Genomic DNA, 22,570 nt, shown 5'->3' on the forward strand with positions numbered 1-22,570 from the left:
AACGACTAACTGTATTGCCGGTGTACGTCTTCTCAAAAGGAATGGGGGGCTTTTTGACATAACCGGACAGGCCACGCTGGGGCTCTATGCGCTATTTGCTGATTTTATTGTTGTGCGGGCTGCCGCTGCTCGCCAACGCCATCGAGTTCAACCAGGACACGCGAAGCCTGCCGTTGGGCCGAGCCATGCAAGTGCTCGAAGACCCGACCGATGCCCTCACCATCGCGGATGTCAGTGCGCCGTCCGCCACTGCGCAGTTCAAACCCCACGATAAAGACACCCTGAATGCCGGCTACTCGCGCTCGGTGTTCTGGCTCAAGGTCAACCTGCAGTACCTGCCCACGAATCCCGAAGCGCAGCGCACCTGGTTGCTGGAGCTGGCGTACCCACCGCTCGACCATCTTGACCTCTACCTGCCCGATAACACCGGCACCTACCGCCTGGCCGGGCGCACCGGGGATGCGCTGCCGTTTTCCGCCCGTGAGATCCGCCAGAACAACTACCTGTTCAAGGTCGACTTCACGCCGGGCGAGGCAAAAACCCTGTACCTGCGCCTGCAAAGCGAAGGCTCGATCCAGGCGCCTCTGACGCTCTGGTCCAGCACCGCTTACCTGGAGCAACAGCCGCTGCGCCTGTATGTACTGGGCCTGATCTATGGCGTGTTGCTGGGGATGCTGGTCTACAACCTGTTCATCTACCTCAGCGTGCGCGACACCAGCTACCTCTATTACATCTTCTATATCGCCTCGTTTGGCATGTATCAGCTGTCGGTCAACGGTGCGGCGGTGGAGTATTTCTGGCCGAACAATCCCTGGTGGGCGAATGCCGCGACGCCATTCCTGATCGGCTCGGCGGCGTTGTTCGGCAGCCTGTTTGCGCGCAGCTTTTTGCACACGGCCCAGCACAGTCGCTGGATCAACCGGCTGCTGCTGGCGCTGGTGGCCTGCGGCGGTGTGGTGATGCTGCTGTCGTTGATGACCAGCTACGCCCTGGCGCTGCGCCTGGCCACCGGTTTGGCGCTGGTGTTTACCGTGACTATTTTTGTCGCCGCCATCAAGGCCTGGTACTGCGGCCAGCGCGTGGCGCGCTATTTCATCATCGCCTGGTCGGCGTTCTTGCTGGGTGGGGTAGTGAATACGCTGATGGTGCTGGGTTATCTGCCTAACGTATTCCTGACCATGTACGCCAGCCAGATCGGCTCGGCGATTGAAGTGGCGCTGCTGTCCCTGGCCCTGGCCGACCGCATCAATTCCATGCGCGAGCAACAGGCGCAGATCCTGTTCGATGCCAGTCAGAAGCTTGAAGTGCTCAACCAGCAATTGGCGCGCAGCAACCGTCTCAAGGATGAGTTCCTTGCCACCCTGACCCATGAACTGCGCACGCCCATGAACGGCGTGATCGGCTCCCTCGAGCTGATGCAGACCGTGCCTCTGGACGCGGACCTGGCGCAATACCATCAAACCGCCGCCGGTTCGGCGCGGGACATGATGCGCATGGTCAACGGCATCCTCACCCTCACCGAATTGCAGGCCGGCCGCTTGAGCGCGCAGTCCCAGGTATTCAGCCTGCGCGGCACGCTCGACACTTTGCGCCAGCAGTTCACCGCCAGCGCCCAGAGCAAAGGCCTGGCGTTCTCCATTGATGTGGCGGACGAGTTGCCGGACCGCGTACTGGGCGACGTCGACAAACTGCTGCAGTGCCTGGATTGCCTGCTGGACAACGCCTTCAAGTTCACCCATGAAGGCTCGGTGCGCCTGCGCGTGGTCGGCGTGCCCCAGAGTGACGGTGGCTTGCGCTTGAGCTTTATCGTGACCGATACCGGCATCGGCTTTGCCTTCCTTGACGAGGCGACCCTGTATCAGCGGTTCTTCCAACTGGATGGTTCCATGACGCGCGAGTACGGCGGCCTTGGTATTGGCCTGGCAATCTGCCGGCAACTGATCGAGCTGCTGGGCGGGCGTCTGACCCATCATTCCGAGCCGCGTAAAGGCAGTCGTTTCCAGCTGGAAGTGGAGGTCAGCCCGTTAGCACCTGAATCCAAGCCTGCGCCGGACAAGCAGCGTGCACCTCAGGAGTGTTCGGTATTGTTGGTGGACGACAACAGCGTCGGCCAACTGGTGGTGCGCGGCATGCTGCTCAAGCTCGGATACCGGGTGAAAACCGTGGACACCGGCCCGAACGCGTTGGCCGCCTTGCAAGCAGGAGATTTCGACGCGGTACTGTTGGATATTCCTGAAGGTGGTTTCTCGTTGTGCTGTCAGATCCGTGCTCTGCCTGGCTGCGGTGAGCTGCCGGTGATTGCTTTGAGTGCGTCGCTGAATGTTTCAGAGCGCGAGCACTGTCATGGTATCGGCCTCTCTGAGCGCCTGGCCAAGCCTGTGCGTTTCGAGGCTTTGCAGGCGGTGTTGGCGCGTCGGTTGTTGTGTCCGGTAGAGGGCGAAAGCGCCGGACATTCGGCGGGTATGCCACTTTTTTAAGCGGTATGTCGGTGCTTAACTGAATTTAAGGCCTCAACTGAACGGGGCCTTTTTCCAGGAGGCCCGTCATGAACCTGCATCAGTTTGCCGAAACCCACGACGTCACCAACCAGCCACCGTCCCTGGACGGCACCAACCTGTACCGTATCGATTTACCCCTGCAAGACTGGTCGCGCCGCTTTGGCGCGGGTTGGGCAGAGGCGCGTATCGATGCCTACGGTGCGCTGGCGGGTGGGCCGCTGATGGAAGCGGGGTTCCTGGCGAACCAGAACAAACCGGTGTTCAGCAGCCATGACCGTTATGGTCATCGCATCGACCTGGTGGAGTTTCACCCGGCTTACCACGAACTGATGCGCACCGCCGTCGAACATGGCTTGCCGTCGCTGCCTTGGGCGCATCCGCAGTCCGGCGCCCATGTGGCCCGCGCCGCCATGACCTACCTGCACAGCCAGGCTGAAGCCGGCACCGGTTGCCCGCTGACCATGACCTTCGCCTGTGTCCCGGCCCTGCGCTTGCAACCGGACCTGGCCAAGACCTGGCTGCCGAAAATCCTCAATACCCAATACGACCCGCGCAATGTCGGCATCGCCCACAAGGCGGGCGCCACCATCGGCATGGCCATGACCGAGAAACAGGGCGGTACCGACGTGCGCGCCAACACCACTCGCGCCTACCCGGTGGGCGTCGGCGGTCCGGGCCAGGCGTATGAACTGGTGGGCCACAAGTGGTTCTGCTCGGCGCCGATGTGCGATGCCTTCCTGACCCTGGCGCAAACCGACAAGGGGCTGACCTGCTTCCTGCTGCCCCGGCACCGCCCGGATGACACGCGCAACGAGTTCTACATCCAGCGCCTGAAAAACAAACTCGGCAACTGCTCAAATGCCTCCAGCGAAGTGGAGTTCCGTGGCGCCCTGGCTTGGATGATCGGTGAAGAAGGGCGTGGCGTGCCGACCATCATCGAGATGGTTGCCATGACCCGCTTCGATTGCATGGTCGGTTCCAGTGCATTGATGCGCCAGGCGCTGACCCAGGCCAGCCATCATTGTGCCCACCGTTCGGTGGGGGGCCGGGTACTCAGTGAACAACCCTTGATGCAAAACGTGCTGGCGGACCTGGCGCTGGAAAGCGAATCCGCGCTGGCCCTGAGCATGCGCATGGGCCGCGCATTGGATCATTTGGGCGATGAGCAGGAAGCCAAGTTCGCCAGGCTGGTGACAGCCGTGGGCAAGTATTGGATCTGCAAACGCGCCCCGGCCATGATCAACGAAGCCGCCGAGTGCATGGGCGGTGCCGGGTACGTCGAGGACAGCATCTTGCCGCGCCTGTACCGTGAGGCGCCGGTGAATTCGACGTGGGAAGGTTCCGGCAACGTGCAATGCCTGGACGTGCTGCGCGCGTTGTCAAAAGAGCCGGGCGTGCTGGAAGCGCTGTTTGTCGAGCTGGGGGATGGGCATGGCGACAAGCTACTGGCGCGGCATATCGAGCAATTGAAGTCAGCCTTTATGGACACCCAGGACATCCAATACCGCGCGCGGCAGCTCACCGAAGTCATCGCGGTGGCGTTGCAGGCCAAGCTGTTGCTGGAAGCCGGCAATGCGGCAGTCAGCGATGGGTTTATCGCCAGTCGCTTGGGCGAATCGTCCGGTCGGGTGTATGGCACGTTGCCGCGAGGTGTGGATGTAGCGGCGATTGTCGCCAGGTCCACACCTTGTTGATTGCATTCAAAGTTTGCGTCTGACGGGGATACAGGCAAGATAAAGGCCTGCACGTCAGAACACAGGATGCTTACCGTGACCGAAGCTTTTGTTGTCGTTCAAACCGCCGAAGAAGCCGTGGATCGGCTGGCGGCCCTGCATGAGCGCGCCACGGGCGCGCTCAATCAAGCCCTCAAGCAATACCTCAAGGACCGCGTCGAACCCGACGCCGAGCAACGTGCGCTGTTTCGCTACCCGGAACTGCGCCTGACCTACCACTGCCACGGCGAAGTCCCACAGACCACTCGCGCATATGCCAAGGTTCAGTTGCCGGGAACCTACAGCGTCACCGTCACCCATCCTGCGGCGTTCCGTAAATACCTGCTGGAGCAACTGGTGCCGCTGATGCACGACTTCACCGTGACGGTGGAAGTCGGCGTCAGCCAACAGAACATCCCGTACCCGTACGTGGTGGAGCAGGGCGATGAACTGGCCGGCTCCGGCGTGACCGCAGCGACCCTGGCCCGTGTGTTCCCGAGTACCGATCTGTCTGCCGCCACCGATGGCATTGCCGATGGCCTGTACGACTGGGAAAACACTGACCCACTGCCCCTGGCGCTGTTCGATGCGGCGCGCGTGGACTTTTCCCTGCGCCGCCTGGTGCACTACACCGGCAGCGATTGGCGCCATGTGCAGCCGTGGATCCTGCTGACCAACTACCACCGTTATGTCGACCAGTTCATCCTGCATGGTCTGGAGCAATTGCGCAGCGACCCGCGTTTTATCCGCATGGTGCTGCCGGGCAACGTGGTGATCGACAAGAGCATGGACCACGGCGAGGCCTCCGCCATTGCTGCCGGGGTGGTGTGGCATCGCTACCAGATGCCGGCTTATCACTTGCAAGCCACTGACGGCCACGGCGTGACGTTGGTCAACATTGGCGTCGGTCCGTCCAATGCGAAGAACATCACCGACCACCTGGCCGTGCTGCGTCCGCATTGCTGGCTGATGATCGGTCACTGCGGCGGCCTGCGCCAATCCCAGACCATCGGCGACTATGTACTGGCTCACGCCTACATGCGCCGCGACGGGATTCTCGACCGCGTGGTGCCGCCGAACATCCCGATCCCGGCCCTGGCCGAAGTGCAGATGGCGTTGCAGCAAGCAGCAGCCAACGTTACCGGCGAAAAAGGCGAAGAACTGAAAAAACGCCTGCGCACCGGCACCGTGCTGACCTACGACGACCGCAACTGGGAACTGCGTTGGGCCCAGGAACGGCCGCTGATCAACCTGTCCCGCGCCGTGGCCGTGGACATGGAAAGCGGCACCATCGCCGCCCAGGGTTATCGCTTGCGGGTGCCGTACGGTACTTTGCTATGCGTGTCGGACAAACCGCTGCACAGCGAGATCAAGCTGCCGGGTTCGGCCAACGCGTTCTATGAGCGCGCAGTGAGCCAGCACTTGAAGATCGGCATCGAAGCGGTGGATTTGTTGCGCACCGAACTCAATTCGCTGCACTCGCGCAAACTGCGCAGCTTCGACGAGCCGCCGTTCCGCTAAGCGGTTGGGATGGTCATTTAACGGTCAGGCCACTAGCATTGTCGGTCCTGACTGTTAGATGTACCGAAGCCATGTCCCGTCCCACCCGTCCCGATTCGCGCCGCCCTGGCGTGAAACCTCCGTATTCCGCAGCGCGGCGTGTCGCCAAGGCGCCACCGGCCGAGCCGAAACTGATCCTGTTCAATAAACCCTTTGACGTGCTGACCCAGTTCAGCGACGAAGGCGGACGCGCGACGCTCAAAGATTTCATCGACATTCCCGGCATCTACCCGGCGGGCCGCCTGGACCGCGACAGCGAAGGCTTGTTGCTGCTGACCAACGATGGCCAGTTGCAGGCACGGATTGCCGACCCCAAGCACAAGCTGGCGAAAACCTATTGGGTGCAGGTGGAAGGCGAACCGACCGAAGAGCAACTGCAACGCCTGCGCGATGGCGTCGAGTTGAATGATGGCAAAACCTTACCGGCCGAAGCACGGCAGTTGGATGAGCCCGAGTTATGGCCACGCAACCCGCCGGTGCGCTTTCGCAAAAATATACCGACATACTGGCTTGAATTGGTGATTCGCGAGGGGCGTAACCGCCAGGTACGGCGCATGACCGCTGCCGTGGGGTTGCCTACCTTGCGCCTGGTGCGGGTGCGCATTGGCGAGTGGACGATCGACGGCCTGGATCAAGGCCAGTGGAAGGAAGTACCGGCGCGTTTATAAGGCGCCGGACTCGATCAGGCCGATCACCACGCTCTTGATGATGAACGCGGCCACGCCCAAGCCCAACACGAAGAACAGGATAAACGAGCCAAAACGCCCGGCCTTGGACTTCTTCGCCAGGTCCCAGACGATAAAGCCCATGAAAATGATCAGGATGGTGACCAGGCCGGTCATCATCCATTCTTCAAAGAGGGCGGGGTCGATGTTATTCACGGGGTCTTTTCCGACGGAGTAAGCGGCGAGTATAAGGCAGCGTCACAGGGCGGGAATTGACCTGCGTCGGTCAGTCGCACCTCAAGTACGCAGGTGCGTCAGCGGCAATTCGGTGCTGTTGAGCACCTGGTTCAGCACAAAGCTGGAGCGCACGCTGGTCACGCCTTCAATGCGGGTCAGGTGTCCCAGCAGCAGTTTCTGGTAGTGGTCCATGTCCGGCACCACTACTTTCAGCTGATAGTCCGCATCCATCCCTGTCACCAAACTGCATTCCAGCACCTGGGGCAGGGTGCGGATCGCCGCTTCGAAATTCTCGAAACGTTCGGGCGTGTGGCGGTCCATGCCGATCAATACATAGGCGGTCAGGCTCAGGCCGAGCATCTTGCGGTCGAGCAAGGCGACCTGGCGGGCGATGTAACCGTCGTCCTCCAACTGCTTGACCCGGCGCGAGCACGGCGACGGCGACAAGCCGATGCGTTCGGCCAGCTCCTGGTTGGAGATCCGCGCATCACGTTGCAATTCCGCCAAAATACTCAGGTCGTATCGGTCAAGCTTGCTCATTGGGTTGGCCTTTGTCGTAACTATTGCGGTTAATTATCCATGAAGGGTTAAAAATTGCGCAAGCACTGTTTATTGACGCAATCTTCGCAATCATCTGCCGGGCGCTGGCGGGTATCTTTATCAACAGAATCACCGCCTGGACAACAGTCCAAAGCAGCCCGCCCAATCAGGCCCGCTGCGGCCGCCACCCCAGCAGGGTTGAGCCGGCCTCCAGGCTGCACACTGTCCACAAGACGGCGTGAGGTGAGCCAACGTCAAAAGCGTTGAGCCAGGACGAAGTTCTCAAGGGGTGGCCGACGGGTCACCCCTTTTCTTTTGCCTGCTGATAACCTGTCCGAGAACCGGGCCTGGCTTTTCCAGTCTCATGGACAGGCCCTAATCCGCAGTGAGGAATAGCATGAAGCGCATCTGGCGTTTGGCAGGTGTAGGTTTGCTGGTGGTCACCGTTGGCGCCCAGGCAGTGGCCGACGAACGGGACAACGGGCCGCGCGGTGAGGGCGGTGGTCAGCATGAAAGAGGGCCGGAGGGCGGACGGCCAGGGGGCGGTAATGAACAGCCGCGTCCGCAGAACAATCAGCCACGGCCGGAAAACAACCAGCCACGCCCGCAGAATCAGCATTTTGATCGCGCAGGCCAGAACGGTGGTGGCCAATGGCAAGGGCGTCCGCAAGGCAATGAGCAGGGGCGGCCAGTGCAGCAGCCACAACCCCAGCCTTCAAATAACTTGCCGATCCAAAGCCGTCCGGACACCGTGCGCCAGACCCAGGAACCACGCCAGGGCTATTACCGCGACATCCCTCGACGCAATGACGGCAACCAGCACTGGGAAGCCGGCGGCCCAGGCTCACGTCCCGGTAACAATGGCGGTGGGTACAACAATGGCAATGGTCATCCCGGCGACAACCGCTGGCCCGGTCGCCCCGACGGCCATGGCAACGGCTGGGGCCCTGGCCCGCAACATCGCCCAGGCTACGTGATCGACCGCTTCCCCGACCGCAATTACCGCGTGCCTTACCGTGGGCAGGATTACTTCTACTCCGGCGGCTATTGGTATCGCCCGCAAGGCCCGCGCTATGTGGTGGTGACGCCGCCCTATGGCATCCGTGTGCATTACTTGCCGGACTACGCGCGTGAAGTGTGGATCGGCAGCGCGCTGTTCTTCCTCGCGGCGGGTTCCTACTACACCTACGAAAGCAGCTCCCAGCAGTACGTGGTGGTGCAACCGCCGGCCGCCGTTCCGGCACCGCAGCCCGCGCCGCAAGGCAATGGCTATGACGTGGTGGCGTACCCCGCCAACGGCCAGTCACCGGCCCAGGTGCAGCAGGACGGGTATGACTGTTATCGCTGGGCCGTGCAGCAAAGTGGCTTCGACCCGCAGCAAGTCACCTACGCCCCCGATCCGGCGGTGGTGCAAACCTACCGCCAGGCCCAGGGCAACTGCCTGAGCAGTCGTGGTTATCAGGTGCAGTACTAGGTTTTATTGCCGGTGACCACTTCCCGCGGGTCGGCGTGCACCAGCACTTCGGCGCGCGGGTATGCCTTGTGAATCGCATCGGCGGCCTGGTCGCTGATGCCGTGGGCCACTGACAGCGTCAATTCCCCCGGCAACTCCAGGTGCAATTGCACAAACCAGTGACTGCCGGAAATCCGCGTGCGCAAATCATGCGCGCCCAAGACGCCCGGTACGCCACGGGCCAGTTCCAGCATGTGCTGGCTGACGTCCGGTGGTAGTTCTTCATCCATCAATACCGCAAAGCTTTCACGGGCGATCTGGATGGCGCTCCACAAAATGTAGGCGGCAATGCCCAGGCCGAACCAGGCGTCGACCTGATGGTAGCCAAACCCCGCCAACACCAGCGCCACCAAAATGCTGCCGTTGAGCATCAGGTCAGAGCGGTAGTGCAATGAGTCCGCGCGCACGGCGTTGGAGCCGGTTTCGCGGATCACCCGGTGTTGCAGCATCAGCAACGCCACGGTCAGCACCAGGGAAAACACGATCACACCAATGCTCAACCACGGCGCGCCCACCGGTTCCGGGTGTTGCAGACGCTGATAGGCCTGGAACGCGATCAACACCGCACTGCCACCGATAAACAGCGCCTGGGCCATGCCCGACAGCGACTCCGCCTTGCCGTGCCCATAACGGTGATCGTCATCGGCCGGGCGCAGGGCGTAGTGCACTGCCAGCAGGTTCAGCAGCGAGGTCACGCCGTCCAGCAGCGAGTCGGTCAACCCGGCGAGCATGCTCACCGAGCCGCTGAGCCACCAGGCGATGGCCTTGGTGATGATCAGCGCACAAGCCACGCCCACCGAGGCGCGGGTGGCCAGGCGCAGGAGCCTGGCGTGTTCGGGACTGCTGGTCATAGGCGGCTCGAATCCTTAAGCGGCGGGTTGCAGGCCCAGGCTGGCGAGCTGTTGCACGCTGCCCTTGAACTGGATCATGCGCGGGTCGTCGAGCGGCAGGCTGCGGCCGGTTTCTTTCTGGATGATGCTTTGCAGCTTGGCGTTGTCGACCTTGCCGTCGGCGCCGATGGCTTCGTGAAGTTTTTGCGGGTCGACCTGGGCGGTCTTGCCCGGTTCGAAGTAGATGGCACCGGTGGCGAAGTCCACGCCGAACGCGATCAGGCCGGGGATCACATAGAACAGCAGGCCCACGGCGTCGAGCACGGCAATGGTCGGGTCGATCTTGCCGTCGATCTGGCCACGGCGGTCCGGATAGAAGATCGAACCGCAGGCCGTCAATTGGCTCAGCAGGGTGACGGCGAGGACACCGCCAATGACACGGGAAGCGATACGCATGGAGACTCTCCTGAACACGGTTGATACGGGACTATATAGCAATGGCCTTGAGACCATCGTCGGCACTCGGCAGTTCGCCGTTATACTCGCCGCTCTGCTTTGGAGCCAGTATGAATTCGTTGCCGATTGATGAAGTTTTACCTGCACTGCGTGACGCCTTGGCGAATCGCCATGAAGCCGTGCTCGAAGCGCCCCCCGGCGCCGGTAAAACCACCCGCGTGCCCTTGGCGTTGTTGAACGAGCCCTGGTTGGCCGGGCAGACCATCCTGATGCTCGAACCCCGCCGTCTCGCAGCCCGTGCGGCGGCCGAACGCCTGGCCAGTGAGTTGGGCGAAAAGGTCGGTGAAACTGTCGGCTATCGTATCCGTCTGGACAGCAAAGTCGGCCCCAATACACGCATCGAAGTGGTCACCGAAGGCATCCTCACGCGCCGCCTGCAGGATGACCCGGCGCTGGATGGCGTGGGTTTGCTGATCTTCGACGAGTTCCACGAACGCAGTCTCGACGCCGACCTGGCGCTGGCCCTGAGCCTCAACGGCCGCGAACTCTTTCGCGACGATCAACCGCTGAAAATCCTGCTGATGTCCGCCACCCTTGAAGGCGAGCGCCTGGCCAGTCTGCTCGATGACGCGCCGATCCTGCGCAGCGAAGGCCGCATGTTCCCGGTGCAGATGCGCTGGGGGCGCCCCTATCAACCCGGTGAATTCATCGAACCGCGTGTGGTGCAGACCATTCTCGAAGCCCTGCATGACGAAACCGGCAGCGTGCTGGTGTTCCTGCCGGGGCAGGCGGAGATTCGTCGGGTCAACCAGCAACTGGCCGACGCCCTCGGCGAACGCACCGATGTGCTGCTGTGCCCGCTGCATGGCGAACTGGACCTCAACGCCCAACGCGCCGCCATCGACCCGGCCCCGGCCGGCAAACGCAAAGTGGTGCTGGCGACCAACATTGCCGAGACCAGCCTGACGATCAACGGCGTGCGCGTGGTGATCGACGCCGGGTTGGCGCGGGTGCCGCGTTTCGACCCCGGCAGCGGCATGACCCGCCTCGACACTCAACGCATCTCCCGCGCCAGCGCCACCCAGCGCGCCGGTCGGGCGGGGCGCCTGGAGCCGGGCGTGTGTTATCGCCTGTGGTCCGAAGACCAGCACGAAGGCCTGGCTGCTTATGGCAGTGCGGAAATCCTCGCCGCCGACCTGGCCGGCCTGGCCTTGCAACTGGCGCGCTGGGGCGTCACGCCCAATCAACTGGTGTGGCTGGATGTGCCGCCAACCGCCGCGTATGCCCAGGCCCAGGACTTGCTGGTGCGCCTCGGTGCGTTGAATGAAGACAAACTGACCGCCCATGGGCAGAAAATGGCCGAGCTGCCGGCCCATCCGCGTATCGCCCACCTGCTGCTGCGCGGGCAGGATCTTGGGTTGGCCGCGACGGCCTGTGACGTGGCCGCCTTGCTGGGAGAGCGCGATATCTTGCGCGGTGGTGGTGCGGATTTGCACAGTCGCTTGGCGCTGTTGTCCGGCGAAGAACGCGCACGCGGCACCCAAGGCGGCGTGCAGCGGGCCAAGCAACTGGCGCGACAATATCGTGGTTACTTAAGAGGCCAGGCCACTCAAGCCGTTGCCGACCCCGACCACCCGCGCTGGCTCGGTGCCTTGCTGGCGCTGGCCTACCCGGACCGCGTCGCCCAGCAGCGTCGCCCCGGCGGTGCTGAATATCGCCTGGCCAACGGCCGCGCGGCGCTGTTCGCCGAAGCCGACAGCCTGATGAAACAAGCCTGGCTGGTCATCGCTGACCTGGGCAGCCGCCAGGGCCAGCGTGAAGAGCGCATCTACCTGGCGGCGGATTTTGATCCGGCGCTGTTCGACACGGTGCTGGCCGAGCAAGTGCGTAACGTCGACCAACTCGATTGGGACGAACGCGAAGGCGTCCTGCGCGCCGAACGCCAACGCAAAGTCGGTGAACTGGTGCTCAGCCGCGAACCGCTGACCGGCCTCGATGAGTCCGCCCGCAGCCAGGCACTGGTCAACCTGGTCCGCCGCAAAGGCCTGGAACTGCTGCCGTGGACGCCGGAACTGCGCCAATGGCAGGCCCGCGTCATGTTGCTGCGCCAACTCGACGCCGGTAAAACCAGCGAATGGCCGGATATCAGTGACAAGGCGTTGCTCGCCAGCCTCGAACACTGGCTGATGCCCTACCTGGGCAAAGTCTCGCGCTTGAGCCATTTCGCCAACCTGGATATCTCAAGCTTCCTGCACAACCTACTGCCCTGGCCGCTGCCCCAACGTTTGGACGAACTGGCGCCGCAACATGTGAAAGTGCCGTCGGGTTCGTCAGTGCGTCTGGACTACAGCGAACAGCCGCCGATCCTGGCGGTGCGTTTGCAGGAACTGTTCGGGCTGGCCGACACCCCGCGCATTGCTGGCGGCCGCCAAGTGGTGAAGCTGCATTTGCTATCCCCGGCGCGGCGGCCGGTGCAGGTGACGCAGGATCTGGCGAACTTCTGGCGCAGTACTTATGCCGAGGTGAAGAAGGATTTGAAGGGGCGGTACCCCAAGCTATTCCATAAGTTAGACCCTTGGGTCGAATCGCTTAACAAGAAAGACATTGACAAGAAGCCTTGATTTTTAGCGCTTAACATCTAGGGTTGACTCAGTCCTTTGAGGGTGAGTCATGTCCTACTCAAATCGGCGTTACGAAGGTCGCCTCGTTCTCATCCCTCACGCGCAGAGCGCCTTCGCGACCCTGCATGTCGGTATCCAGCCCGTTGACTCAATTAAATCGGTACTTGAAGGGGCTGAAACCAAACAGCTCTACCAGGTTGAGGAAATCGGCTCTTCGTTTACCTCGGGAGATATCTACAATCTCCCGTTTCTGTTTCATAAGGAAGGTGAGCCTTGGCATGAAGCCAATTCATACCTTTTATCCTTGATTGAAAATAAAACGTTAAGCAATAGGCCTACCGATGATCTGCGCCGTCGAGCCAGCAAATTATTAGACTACTTGATCTACTGTGAAAGCGAAGGACTTAACTGGCTCGACTTTTCGGGGCGTCGCCCTGTGTTGAGACCTACATATAAGTATTTTGCTCATTTGATAAATCATAGTGGGCGTAGTTCGGCAGTCGTAAATCAATACACAGGCGTGGTATTTGATTTCTATAGATTTGTTTGTGCCAATTGGCATGACATTGACTTGCAGCGAGTAGATACAGTCAAGGAGGTAAAATTTTTAATTAAAAATGCTTACGGGGCCGCTAGGGTGATTACGGCTGAAAAGCGTAGTCAAACTAAATCAACGGTTCCAGGAAGGCTGGTATCAATAGGGTATGTGCGAGAGGACAACGAAGATCTTCGTCCTTTGTCTAATGTTGAGCTGGCTGAGTTTTTGAAGGTTATTGAAGGTGAGGAGTGGTCAGCACTAGAACGTCTTATACTGTTGACGGCTTTGATGACTGGCGCCCGTAAGCAGACCGTGCTTACGATGCGGTTAAAGCATCTAAAAGGGTTCATTTCAGAAAGGCTGCAGTTAGATGGCACCTATCTGTTACATGCCGGTCCAGGCACAGGGATGGATACCAAGAAAGACCGTAGCCAACGTTTGCACGTGCCAAAGCAACTTGCTGAGGAGTTACGGGTGCTTGGAGATAGTCCGATGATGAGGCAACGGCGAGATAAGTTTAGAACCGCTCTGTCTTTATATTACCCAAATATACAGATAAAAGACGAGGATATGTACGTCTTTTTATCTGATCAGGGAGGGTGTTATTACATGGCAAAAGATGATCCGCGCTACCCTATTGTCAAATCTAGACCCATTGGCCAAGTCACAGACACAATAAAGCGAAAAATATTGCAAAAGACATCTGATAAGTACCCTCAGGACTTTTCGTATCACTGGTTGCGTGCGACTTTTGGGTTTCAGCTCTATCAAAGATTGCAGGCCCTTATTGTTGTGGGGCTTATGCGTCCAGGAGATGATATTGATTTTATAATGGAGCGAATGCACCACGCCACACGAGAGATGACAGAGCATTACCTTCAACTATTCAAGATGCTTCCTCAGAAAACTGTCGCGCAGGAAAAGTTTGAGGCTAGTCTATTTTTAGGTAGTTATTCAAGTTTTATACTGAGTGCTCAAGATGAATAGTCATGTTGATTGGTCATTTCGTGAAACAAAAGTCATCACGGTAGATGAAATCAGTCAGGAGCATGTGTTTCCGGAGCGCTTGCGTCTAAAGCTTGCCAATGCAAAGGGGTATAAGTCGCCTATCGATATTGGGAGTATCGCATATGCAACGCGAGGCGAAGCTAGATCGAGGGAGTTTGACAATGCCGGTACTATATCGGTTGTCGAGTCATCTCTTGTGGAAAGTAGGCGTGAGCTAGTGGTGAAGCTCCTCGATTCTCTAATAGGTTTGCGCGATAATTCGATAGTAACCCAGTTTAGAGTGTTGCACATTGTCGTGAATTGGTTAAATGCCAATGGTTATGTGGAGGTTTTTACTGATGTAAGTTGTGCATCTAGAGCATACGCTGACTACACATCTTATCTTAATGATTCAATCAGAAAAGGGGATTTTGCTCCTCAGCATGCCGCTAAATGTCAGAAGACCTTACAGTTCATAATTGGACTCCAGTTTTCATCAGTAGTGGATTATGTAGTTCGTAGTGCCGTGCCAATTGCTAGGCAAAGAAAAGCAATAAAGCCGCCTAGAGAATCCGATGTACACTTTTTTACGGACGTATGTATTGCCATTGCGCGTGATTACAGTAATTTTATTCTTGAGCAAGAGCCATTTCCATGCGTAGTCCGGATAAGAAATTATGAAGTTGTTAAGTTTCCTTCTAATGGTGGAATGAATAGTCCTTTTCGACAGGGGCATGATTGTTATAACGTGGCAGAAAGACGTGTTGCAACAGTCGAAGAATACATGTCCAAATATGCTGGAAGAGGTCAGACAATTAGGCTTTGTGAAGCAGAGCGTGCTATAGCAGATGCGCAGGCTAGCGTAGAATTTGCTAATTCTGAATCTCGTAATTATGTCCGGTTGCAAATGGCCGCCTTTGCTGTAAAAGCATATATTTCTCTTTTTATGTTGATGACAGGTGCATCACCTACTGAACTGGAACAGTTTAGTTATGAGGATGCTCTGGGGATTGATAAGTCAGTATTGAAGAAAGAATTAACGGCTGTAAAATTTCGTGCTAGAGGAAAGATGACCGGATATGTCTTAGGGCGAAAAAAAGGGTTAACACTGCTTCGAGAGTATTTTAAGTTGCGTGATTGGATTCTCAATGGAGAATATGTTGATAGATTGTTTTTCAAGATAAAGATTTCTAAAGGCGCTGTTTGTCTATCATTTTCTGATCTTGATGCCGGGGCTGCGGCAACTAGGTTTTACTCATCGATTTCGGGCGTTTTTGTAGATGGCAAATATCCAAAAATAACCTATAACAAGGCGCGTAAGCATAAAAGTTCCGCTCATCACGCGGCTAAGTACTCCCTGGAAACAGTTGCGCGGGCGTTAAATCATTCCAGTGGGGTAAATATTTCGTCGTACTCAGAAGCCACTGTTGAACAGCAGGAAAGTGAGTTTGGTACTTACTGGGATTCAGTGCGTAAAGCTGCTCAAATGGTACGTGAGCGAAGTGTTACAGCGTCAGATAAACTTGACTCAATTGCCGTTGGTCATTGTGACTCGTTCAGGTTTCCAGTTCCCGTCAGCGATACCGAAGCACCGGTGATTCAGCCGAATTGTCGTAATCAGTACGGTTGTTTGTATTGCACTCATTATTTCTGTCACGCCGACGAAGATGATATTCACAAGTTATTAAGTCTCCATTATGTGGTTAACGCTGTACGCAATACTGCTCAGGATAGTGGTCACGCAGAAGTACTCTATAAGGACTTATCCATTCGGGTCGAGTTTATCTTAGAGGCAATTGCAAATCGCTCGGAGTCTGTTTCGCAGTTAGTATCTGCCATGAGGAATAAAGTATTTAATCTTGGGGTGCTAACGCCATTTTGGGAGCGACGCCTGCAACGCTATGAAGCAATGGGGGTTGTATTTTGAGTGCCTCTGCGGTAAGTGGTTTATATGCCGCCATGGGTAATTTGGGTGCCGTTGCTCCTGATGCTGCAATGCTGGATATAAACTTTAAACCCTCATCTGAGTTTGTTCTGTGTCGAAATAAACATGGTACGCCAACGGCAATATATAAAGAGTGGATATGGGACTTTAATCCATATCGACTTGGAGCGACGAGGGTCACGAAGTTTAGATTTGATAAGATTTTAAAGTCGATTGGTCCCGAAAACAAAGCGTTGATCGATGAGGTGAAATACATTATCTATTGTCTTGCATATTTCGCAGGAGGTGGTCGTCTGGGGCGGTTGAGTGCAAAGACATTAGAGCAGCGCTGGGTGGTTTTGCGGAGCGCGGTGTTGTTTTGTTATGAGCAAATCCAAAAGCCTTTAGTTGGTGTGTTGTCCTTGCAACAACTTTTCAGTACCCCGGTCTATTTGGCAGCGTTTATTGCTGAGAGGGCGCAGCCACATTTTCCGCAAATGCTATCAGCTTTGCTTGCCAATTTAATTTCTGTTGGTGATGATCGATTGGGTTATCGCGTTATTAGTTTGCGTGATATTGAATTGCGTCGACATGAGCCTAATCAACATCCGGTTATTCCAACTAGGATCTATTTGGAGCTAATAAACGTTCTCCAAGATATGCTTGATCAGATTCACCGAGGCGTAGAAAGCCTGGAGTGCTTTGTATCTAAGTTTTGCGATGAATTCTATGGGCTCGCTCATGATGTTCAGAAAAGTCTGTTGCCTGGCGGAAAGGCTAATTACAGACCAATTATGACTGAGGTGCTTCAGGCTCATTGTCTGAATGAGGTTTTTTCTGGAGTTTTTTCTTGTTCTCATAAAAGAGGGTTGAGCCCTGCGCTATTGAAAATGCAATACATTGTAAAAAACGTAATTCACTTATACACAGGCATGAGAGAGCAAGAGGTGCTGCGCATGCAGTATGATTGTTTGTCTGATGAGATCTATTTAAAGGAGGTCGTTGATGATAATGGAGTGACTCGCGACTTGGCGAGATCAGTCTCAGTTCTGTCGACGACCACAAAATTTACAGGGTACAAAAAATCAGAATCGTGGTTCGCGCCGAGCGAAGTTGTCAAGGCTGTAAAAATTGCGCAGGCAATTTGTCGAGGACTAGCAAGTATCTATAAAATTGATGTGGATAATGACTGTCCATTATTTCTAAATCCCGCAGTCCTTCGAAAACGCAATACCGATGTTGGTGTGGGGAAGTTAGGGAATTTTTATAATAAAATTCCTCTAATAGAAGGTGTCAGGATTGAGCTTTCTGACATACAGGAGTTGGCGCAAACTGATACGAAGCGTGACTTTTACAGTGAGCCAGAGTTTGCGGTAGGTCGTTCTTGGCCGCTGACAGGTCACCAGTTTCGCCGTTCATTAGCTTTCTATGGTAGCAATAGTGGATTTATTTCGTTGCCCAGTTTGAAGTCGCAATACAAACAAGTGACTCTCGAAATGGCTCGCTATTACAGTAATGGGTTTCAAAATCTAAAGACTATTTTTGGATACTACGATCCGAAAAGTAATGGCTTTGTCTTGCCCAACTCGCATGTTGCGTTGGAGTTTCAGATGGGGATGCCGATGGCTGTTGCGAATCAACTGCTGTCCGATGTGCTGTTCAGGGAAGCACCATTGTTCGGAGGCACGGGGTCTTATATTGAGAAACAGAAAGCTCGTTTGAAGAATGGTGAAGTATGCATTGAGGATGTTAGGGCAGACACTTTGATTCGTGTGAAGAATTGCGAGATTAGCTATCGGCCAACTTTTTTAGGTGGTTGTTCTAAGGTTGGTCGATGTGATTATTTTTTGCTTGGTGATTTCACAGAATGTTTGATATGTGAAGGCGCAATAATACAGCCTGAAAAAGTTGGCCATGCCATTGAGGCTATGACTGAAGAGTTAACGCTATATTCTTATGGTTCGGGAGAATATCAAGTAGCCAATGGGGATCTTGAACGACTCCTGAGCTTTAAGGCGCGCTTTATTGATAAGGATGTGTAGCTATGCGTTCTAATAAAGTAGTTGGTCGTGGTTTGCTTGAGTGTGAAGAGGCGTTGCAGCGCCTTCTCGAAGGCAGGCCAGTTGTGGCGGAGCATGTAGGCTTATCTCGTTCGAAAATCACCGCGAGCATTGTAAGTTTCGAAGCCGGATTTGATCGTGGCTACCTCAAGAAATCTCGTAACGCACATTTGCCCATATTAGCCAGGATTGAGGCTTTTCGTGCAGAGGCAAATCGGGGGGGCAGTCATTCAAACACTAAAAAAATTGACAGTTTGGAAGATAAGCTTGATGCCTTGGCGACTGAATTAGCAACTGTTCGTGCGCAGCGCGACCGGGTCCTCACACAAAATCTACAGCTATGGGAACGCGTAAGGGAGTTAGAGTTGGCGGAGCGCCAAATCAAGCCTTTTCAGGTTAGGTTGCATCCTTAAAGTCAAGGTTTGTCTCTACCTCAATGAGGTTGCTAGGGGGCAATTCCTGACCTTATCAATCGCTAGCATCTTTGGCTGTCGGCAGAAGTGACCCTGGTTCACACCCTAGGCTCAAAGCAATCTGATAAAGCTTCTCGACCGTTATGTTTACCTCTCCACGTTCGATGCGCCCCATATAGCTACGATCAACCTTGCAGACGAGAGCTAGGACGTCTTGGGACAAGCCCTTAGCCTTCCTTGCTTCCCGTATCTTCGTTCCCAAGGCCTTCGCCAATTTCCCCATAGCTGCCTCAACCTGCTTGAGGCAGCACTATCGGGCGTTTGCGGACGAATCAGCCACGGACTATAATCCGTATTTTTGTTCGCGGAACTCTGGGTGCCTGCATGAAACATGATTCATTCGAATTCGACAGGCAGTTGTACGACTTGCTTTGCCAAGAAATACATCAGCGGTTCACGACTCGCCAGCTTCGAGATGCCTATGCAGCGACTCTAGACTTCCCTGGCTATGAGCTGGGCGCAGTTCGGATTTACGTTTATGAGCAAATCCGTCGACTGATTCGTGCCGGCTGGGTTGTGAAGTCGCCGAAACTCAGTAAGCGTGGACAGCTCTTCCATCTGTTGGAAATGCCGGCCCATATAAACCTTGTGCTGGTTGCTTCCCGATTTCAAAGACCTGACAACTCATCCCCTTTTCACTCTGAAAGCGTTGAAGGTCCGTTGGTCGAGCTGCCAACACGATCAGCACAAAATGAATCGGACGACCAAGGCCGTCTTCAAGAAATGCTAAAAGAGACTCGCCTAGACCTCCTGTCCTCAATGGGGGAAACGGAGCGTTACAAACAGCTCTTTGAGGAGATCCCTGTTTTAAGAGCCCGGCTTCAAGGCGAATACCATGAGGTTCGAGACCGCAGCTCTCGGTTGCTGGGGCATCTTCGTGCGCTTGAAAACTCGCTCAAGGCAATTGCCGCGGCATGACAAAATCTCTTCGAGAGTGGCAAAGGGAATGTATAGAAACCGCGCTTGAGCACTATCGCGGTAACCCTCACTTCTTCTGCCAAGCAACACCAGGTTCGGGAAAAACGCGAATGGCAGCAGAGCTAGCCAAGGTGCTGCTCGAGCGCAATGAAATTGATTTGATCCTTTGTTTCGCTCCATCTCGACAAGTGGTAGATGGCTTCCGTCGGACGTTTGCCGAAGTGCTCGGGAGACGGCTTGATGGGTTAATCGGCGCTGTGGGTGCTGTGTGTACCTATCAAGGTATGGAGTATCGGGATGAGGCGTTTTGGAGGCTCTTCGATGACCATCGTATATTCGCCGTATTTGATGAGATACATCACTGTGCAGGCCACGATGCGCTGTTAAGCAATGCTTGGGGCCAACAGATCATTCAGAGAGTTCAAGATCGCGCAGCATGCACGCTTGCACTTTCGGGTACTCCTTGGCGATCTGATCAAAAGGCAATCGCCTTGGCACGCTATTCCACGCCTGAGGCAAATCTTATCTGCGATTATCGATATGGATTGCCAGAGGCAATCGCGGACCAAGTTTGTCGATCGCCTCGGATAGTCATTCTTGACAATCAAATGGTTAGGTTTTCTGAGGCCGTTGCAAGCGAGAATACGGTCACGATTTTCCCAAACATAGCCAGGCTTTTGGCCGACTCTCCTGTGTCCTACGAAGATCTTTTATGTCATGAGGATATTCTCAAGCAGCTACTGCTCTTGGGGTGTAACAAGCTTAATTCGATTCGCGAGGTGAAGCCTGACGCCGGCGGCCTAGTGGTAGCAACGAACATTGAACATGCCCATCAGATCGCGGCTATGCTCCGGCACCAAGGTGAGATGTGCCAAGTCGTAACCAACAAGACTCCCAATGCTCAGCAGGTAATCAACGACTTTCGCTACAGCAGTTGTCCTTGGATAGTCGCTGTTGGGATGATCAGTGAAGGGACGGATATCCCTAGGTTACAGGTGTGCTGTCACCTGAGTCGGATCAGGACCGAATTATACTACCGACAAGTTCTAGGACGGATCCTGCGTCGTTCAACTACGACTGACAACGAAGCATGGCTTTACGTCCTGGCGGAACCAACGCTTCAGCAGTTTTCTGAGCGGGTAGCTGATGACTTGCCAGATTCCCATGCTGTGCTCAGCTTGGTACGGGGGGCGCCGAGTGACTCCGTCAGCTACGAGTTTGGAAGTGGCGATGCTGAGTCGAGGAGCGATCTGGAGATCGGGTTCGGCCTTATGCATCCAGATCAAGCTGGTCATAGCTCTTCAGCGTCTCTTAAAGACTTCGTGATTGGACCTGCATACGAGCTTAGTTTTTCGCAACACTACCGCACGCAGTTACTTCGAGTTTGTTAATCCCCGGCCACTCATCTGGTGCGCGCGAGCGGGTTTTGGCTTATGCGGAAATGGACCTTCACGGGTGTCCTCGTTTCATGGAATGTGGATACGCGGAATTTTGCCCAATCGCGTAGTTGTTGACCCTTTAGTCGCCGGACTCCAGGTGGTGGTATAGATTATCCCGGGGTCGATACTGGTTCAAAACTTGAGGACGGTACGGGGTGAGCTTCAGTTGCCCTGCAGCTTCATACGCTGAAATAGAATGTCTGTGGACGATTTACTTGATGTCGCTGCAGAATTGTTAGAAAAATGTTGCGATCGGTGCCCATTCTTAACTGGACTCGACTCGAAAATGACGATGCTGTTTGTTTTTCTCCGGCTGACCTCGCCTAGTTTTGCCTCACCACCACCGTCCCGAATTATTTTACGAGCGCAGGAACCGCATGCAAGCGGTCCAGTTTAAAAGCTGAAAACCGAAATTGTGGATGGGAGCTTGTCTCGTGATGACGCTCTCCTGGAACAACGCGCTGCATTGCCTTGACGCTACGGCCGGACTCGTTATGTTCCGGTTGAACTTATCGGATGCTGTCAGTCCCCGTCATCGGGTTTGACTGTCAGTGCACATCTACAAGTGAGGTTAAAACATGATTTGGTTTCTCGAAGGGCAGTCTAGCCAGCGCGACATTATTCAAGGTGCGCGTGATGCGCTTCCACCTGAGGTGAAGATTTTCGCCTCGCATCGCGACGATCGCCCTGAAATCACGGCCGGTGCAGATATTAGTTTCACCGAGCCTCGTGGTGCTGAAGAGCGGATCTCGTGGGTGATTTCGACTGCACGCACCTATGGCATCAAAGTAATCCTGGCAGGTCGATTGGGGGGTGTATTTGAGCAGGCCCGGGCTCGATTCGAGGAAGCTGGCCTGGTGCTGGTAACCGGTGGGACATCGATGCGAACCTTCGACCTCGTTGATGACAAGAGCAGGTTTACTGCTGAGGCAGAGCGTGCTGGCTTGGCTTGCGTGCCGGCGATCACTGCTACGAATGCTGAGGATATGTTTGCTGCTTACGAAACTCTTTCGGCGTCGGGTGAGGTCTGCGTAAAACCTGCAGTCGGCATCTATGGCCAAGGCTTTTGGCGTTTCAAAGAGGGTGCTGATCCCTTTCGCTGCTTTGCTGATCCCGATGCACGGGTTGCGAATTTCGCTACATACATGCGTGCTTACAGCGAAAGAGCAACGCCGCCAGCGATGCTTGTGATGCCTTACATGCCCGGGAGCGAGTGTTCGGTCGATATGGTCTGCGAGGCTGGCCGAGCGATCGCGTTCGTGGCCCGGAGGAAGACCGGCGTCCATCAGATTTTTGAAAACGATGGTGCAGCGGTTGAGCTTGCACTCAAAGCGGCCGAGCATTTCCAGTGTGACGGCATTGTGAACGTTCAGACAAAGGATGATGCGCAGGGTATACCCCACTTGTTGGAAATCAACCCGCGCTACTCTGGTGGCGTTGGTTATACCCGGGAGGCTGGCGTCAATTTGGCGGGCATATTTGCTACTCGCCGCCTGAATCTCCCTGAGCCAGCTACCGTTTGGCGGCCAGACGTACGTGTGAAAGGGGTCACCGTTGCAGCTGTAGTGCCAAAATGACATCCTGAGGCATCGAGAAACC

Annotated in this window: 18 protein-coding genes; 13 read left to right on the forward strand and 5 right to left on the reverse strand. The window is 55.8% G+C overall.

Annotation, left to right across the window (positions count from 1 at the left end; translation table 11 throughout):
* The first annotated feature begins 86 nt into the window (after positions 1-86).
* From H096_RS01795 to H096_RS01810, 4 genes are all read left to right on the forward strand, one after another.
* Positions 87-2,477: a 7TM diverse intracellular signaling domain-containing protein gene (locus H096_RS01795; RefSeq protein WP_033896455.1), complete on the forward strand. Its 2,391-nt coding sequence runs from the start codon at positions 87-89 to the stop codon at positions 2,475-2,477.
* A gap of 68 nt (positions 2,478-2,545) precedes the next feature.
* Positions 2,546-4,192 carry an acyl-CoA dehydrogenase family protein gene (locus H096_RS01800; protein WP_033896456.1) on the forward strand — a complete coding sequence of 549 codons (1,647 nt, stop codon included), beginning with the start codon at positions 2,546-2,548 and terminating at the stop codon, positions 4,190-4,192.
* 66 nt (positions 4,193-4,258) lie between these two features.
* Positions 4,259-5,731: an AMP nucleosidase gene (gene amn, locus H096_RS01805; RefSeq protein ID WP_162240105.1), complete on the forward strand. Its 1,473-nt coding sequence runs from the start codon at positions 4,259-4,261 to the stop codon at positions 5,729-5,731.
* Between the two features lie 71 nt (positions 5,732-5,802).
* Positions 5,803-6,438, forward strand: a complete 636-nt coding sequence (locus H096_RS01810; protein ID WP_033896458.1) for a pseudouridine synthase — start codon at positions 5,803-5,805, stop codon at positions 6,436-6,438.
* Here the strand turns inward: H096_RS01810 and H096_RS01815 are convergent.
* Both H096_RS01815 and H096_RS01820 read right to left on the reverse strand, forming a co-directional pair.
* The gene (locus H096_RS01815) at positions 6,433-6,642 is read right to left on the reverse strand and encodes a DUF2788 domain-containing protein (protein WP_025999909.1); all 210 of its coding nucleotides are present in this window, start codon (positions 6,640-6,642) and stop codon (positions 6,433-6,435) included. The genes H096_RS01810 and H096_RS01815 overlap by 6 nt on opposite strands.
* 90 nt (positions 6,643-6,732) lie before the next feature.
* Entirely contained in the window at positions 6,733-7,212 is a 480-nt protein-coding gene (locus tag H096_RS01820; protein WP_003194418.1) for an Lrp/AsnC family transcriptional regulator, read from the reverse strand.
* Positions 7,213-7,609: 397 nt separating this feature from the next.
* On the opposite strand from H096_RS01820, the gene H096_RS01825 reads away from it, so the two are divergent.
* Positions 7,610-8,686, forward strand: a complete 1,077-nt coding sequence (locus H096_RS01825) for a DUF6515 family protein (RefSeq protein WP_033896459.1) — start codon at positions 7,610-7,612, stop codon at positions 8,684-8,686.
* Here the strand turns inward: H096_RS01825 and H096_RS01830 are convergent.
* Both H096_RS01830 and H096_RS01835 read right to left on the reverse strand, forming a co-directional pair.
* The gene (locus H096_RS01830; protein WP_033896460.1) at positions 8,683-9,576 is read right to left on the reverse strand and encodes a cation diffusion facilitator family transporter; all 894 of its coding nucleotides are present in this window, start codon (positions 9,574-9,576) and stop codon (positions 8,683-8,685) included. The two genes, H096_RS01825 and H096_RS01830, sit on opposite strands and share 4 nt — an antisense overlap.
* Before the next feature lie 15 nt (positions 9,577-9,591).
* A complete protein-coding gene (locus H096_RS01835) occupies positions 9,592-10,011 on the reverse strand; it encodes a hypothetical protein (RefSeq protein WP_010206751.1) in 420 nt (139 codons plus the stop codon).
* Positions 10,012-10,121: 110 nt separating this feature from the next.
* Here H096_RS01835 and hrpB point away from each other — a divergent pair, with 110 nt between their 5' ends.
* The 5 genes from hrpB to H096_RS01855 are packed head-to-tail and all read left to right on the forward strand — an operon-like array spanning position 10,122 to position 18,554.
* A complete protein-coding gene (hrpB, locus tag H096_RS01840; RefSeq protein WP_033896461.1) occupies positions 10,122-12,632 on the forward strand; it encodes an ATP-dependent helicase HrpB in 2,511 nt (836 codons plus the stop codon).
* Positions 12,633-12,681: 49 nt separating this feature from the next.
* The gene (locus tag H096_RS01845) at positions 12,682-14,157 is read left to right on the forward strand and encodes a site-specific integrase (protein ID WP_033896462.1); all 1,476 of its coding nucleotides are present in this window, start codon (positions 12,682-12,684) and stop codon (positions 14,155-14,157) included.
* A complete protein-coding gene (locus H096_RS34170) occupies positions 14,150-16,084 on the forward strand; it encodes a hypothetical protein (RefSeq protein WP_143519838.1) in 1,935 nt (644 codons plus the stop codon). The genes H096_RS01845 and H096_RS34170 overlap by 8 nt, the downstream gene beginning before the upstream one ends.
* Positions 16,081-18,123: a hypothetical protein gene (locus H096_RS01850; protein ID WP_033896463.1), complete on the forward strand. Its 2,043-nt coding sequence runs from the start codon at positions 16,081-16,083 to the stop codon at positions 18,121-18,123. Before H096_RS34170 ends, H096_RS01850 begins: the two co-directional genes overlap by 4 nt.
* A 2-nt stretch (positions 18,124-18,125) precedes the next feature.
* Positions 18,126-18,554 (forward strand): hypothetical protein, encoded by a 429-nt coding sequence (locus H096_RS01855; RefSeq protein ID WP_033896464.1) that lies wholly within the window; start codon positions 18,126-18,128, stop codon positions 18,552-18,554.
* 55 nt (positions 18,555-18,609) lie between these two features.
* Here the strand turns inward: H096_RS01855 and H096_RS01860 are convergent, their stop codons facing one another.
* Entirely contained in the window at positions 18,610-18,837 is a 228-nt protein-coding gene (locus tag H096_RS01860) for a helix-turn-helix transcriptional regulator (protein WP_033896465.1), read from the reverse strand.
* Between the two features lie 101 nt (positions 18,838-18,938).
* On the opposite strand from H096_RS01860, the gene H096_RS01865 reads away from it, so the two are divergent.
* The 3 genes from H096_RS01865 (at position 18,939) to H096_RS01875 (ending at position 22,548) form a co-directional block, all read left to right on the forward strand.
* Complete coding sequence (locus tag H096_RS01865; RefSeq protein WP_033896466.1) at positions 18,939-19,532, forward strand: hypothetical protein; 594 nt, start codon at positions 18,939-18,941, stop codon at positions 19,530-19,532.
* Positions 19,529-20,923 carry a DEAD/DEAH box helicase family protein gene (locus tag H096_RS01870; RefSeq protein ID WP_033896468.1) on the forward strand — a complete coding sequence of 465 codons (1,395 nt, stop codon included), beginning with the start codon at positions 19,529-19,531 and terminating at the stop codon, positions 20,921-20,923. The genes H096_RS01865 and H096_RS01870 overlap by 4 nt, the downstream gene beginning before the upstream one ends.
* 626 nt (positions 20,924-21,549) lie before the next feature.
* Positions 21,550-22,548 (forward strand): ATP-grasp domain-containing protein, encoded by a 999-nt coding sequence (locus H096_RS01875; RefSeq protein ID WP_033896469.1) that lies wholly within the window; start codon positions 21,550-21,552, stop codon positions 22,546-22,548.
* The last annotated feature ends 22 nt before the right edge of the window (positions 22,549-22,570 follow it).

The sequence above is a fragment of the Pseudomonas sp. FH1 genome (genome assembly GCF_000510895.2).
Taxonomy (GTDB): Bacteria; Pseudomonadota; Gammaproteobacteria; order Pseudomonadales; family Pseudomonadaceae; genus Aquipseudomonas; species Aquipseudomonas azotoformans_A.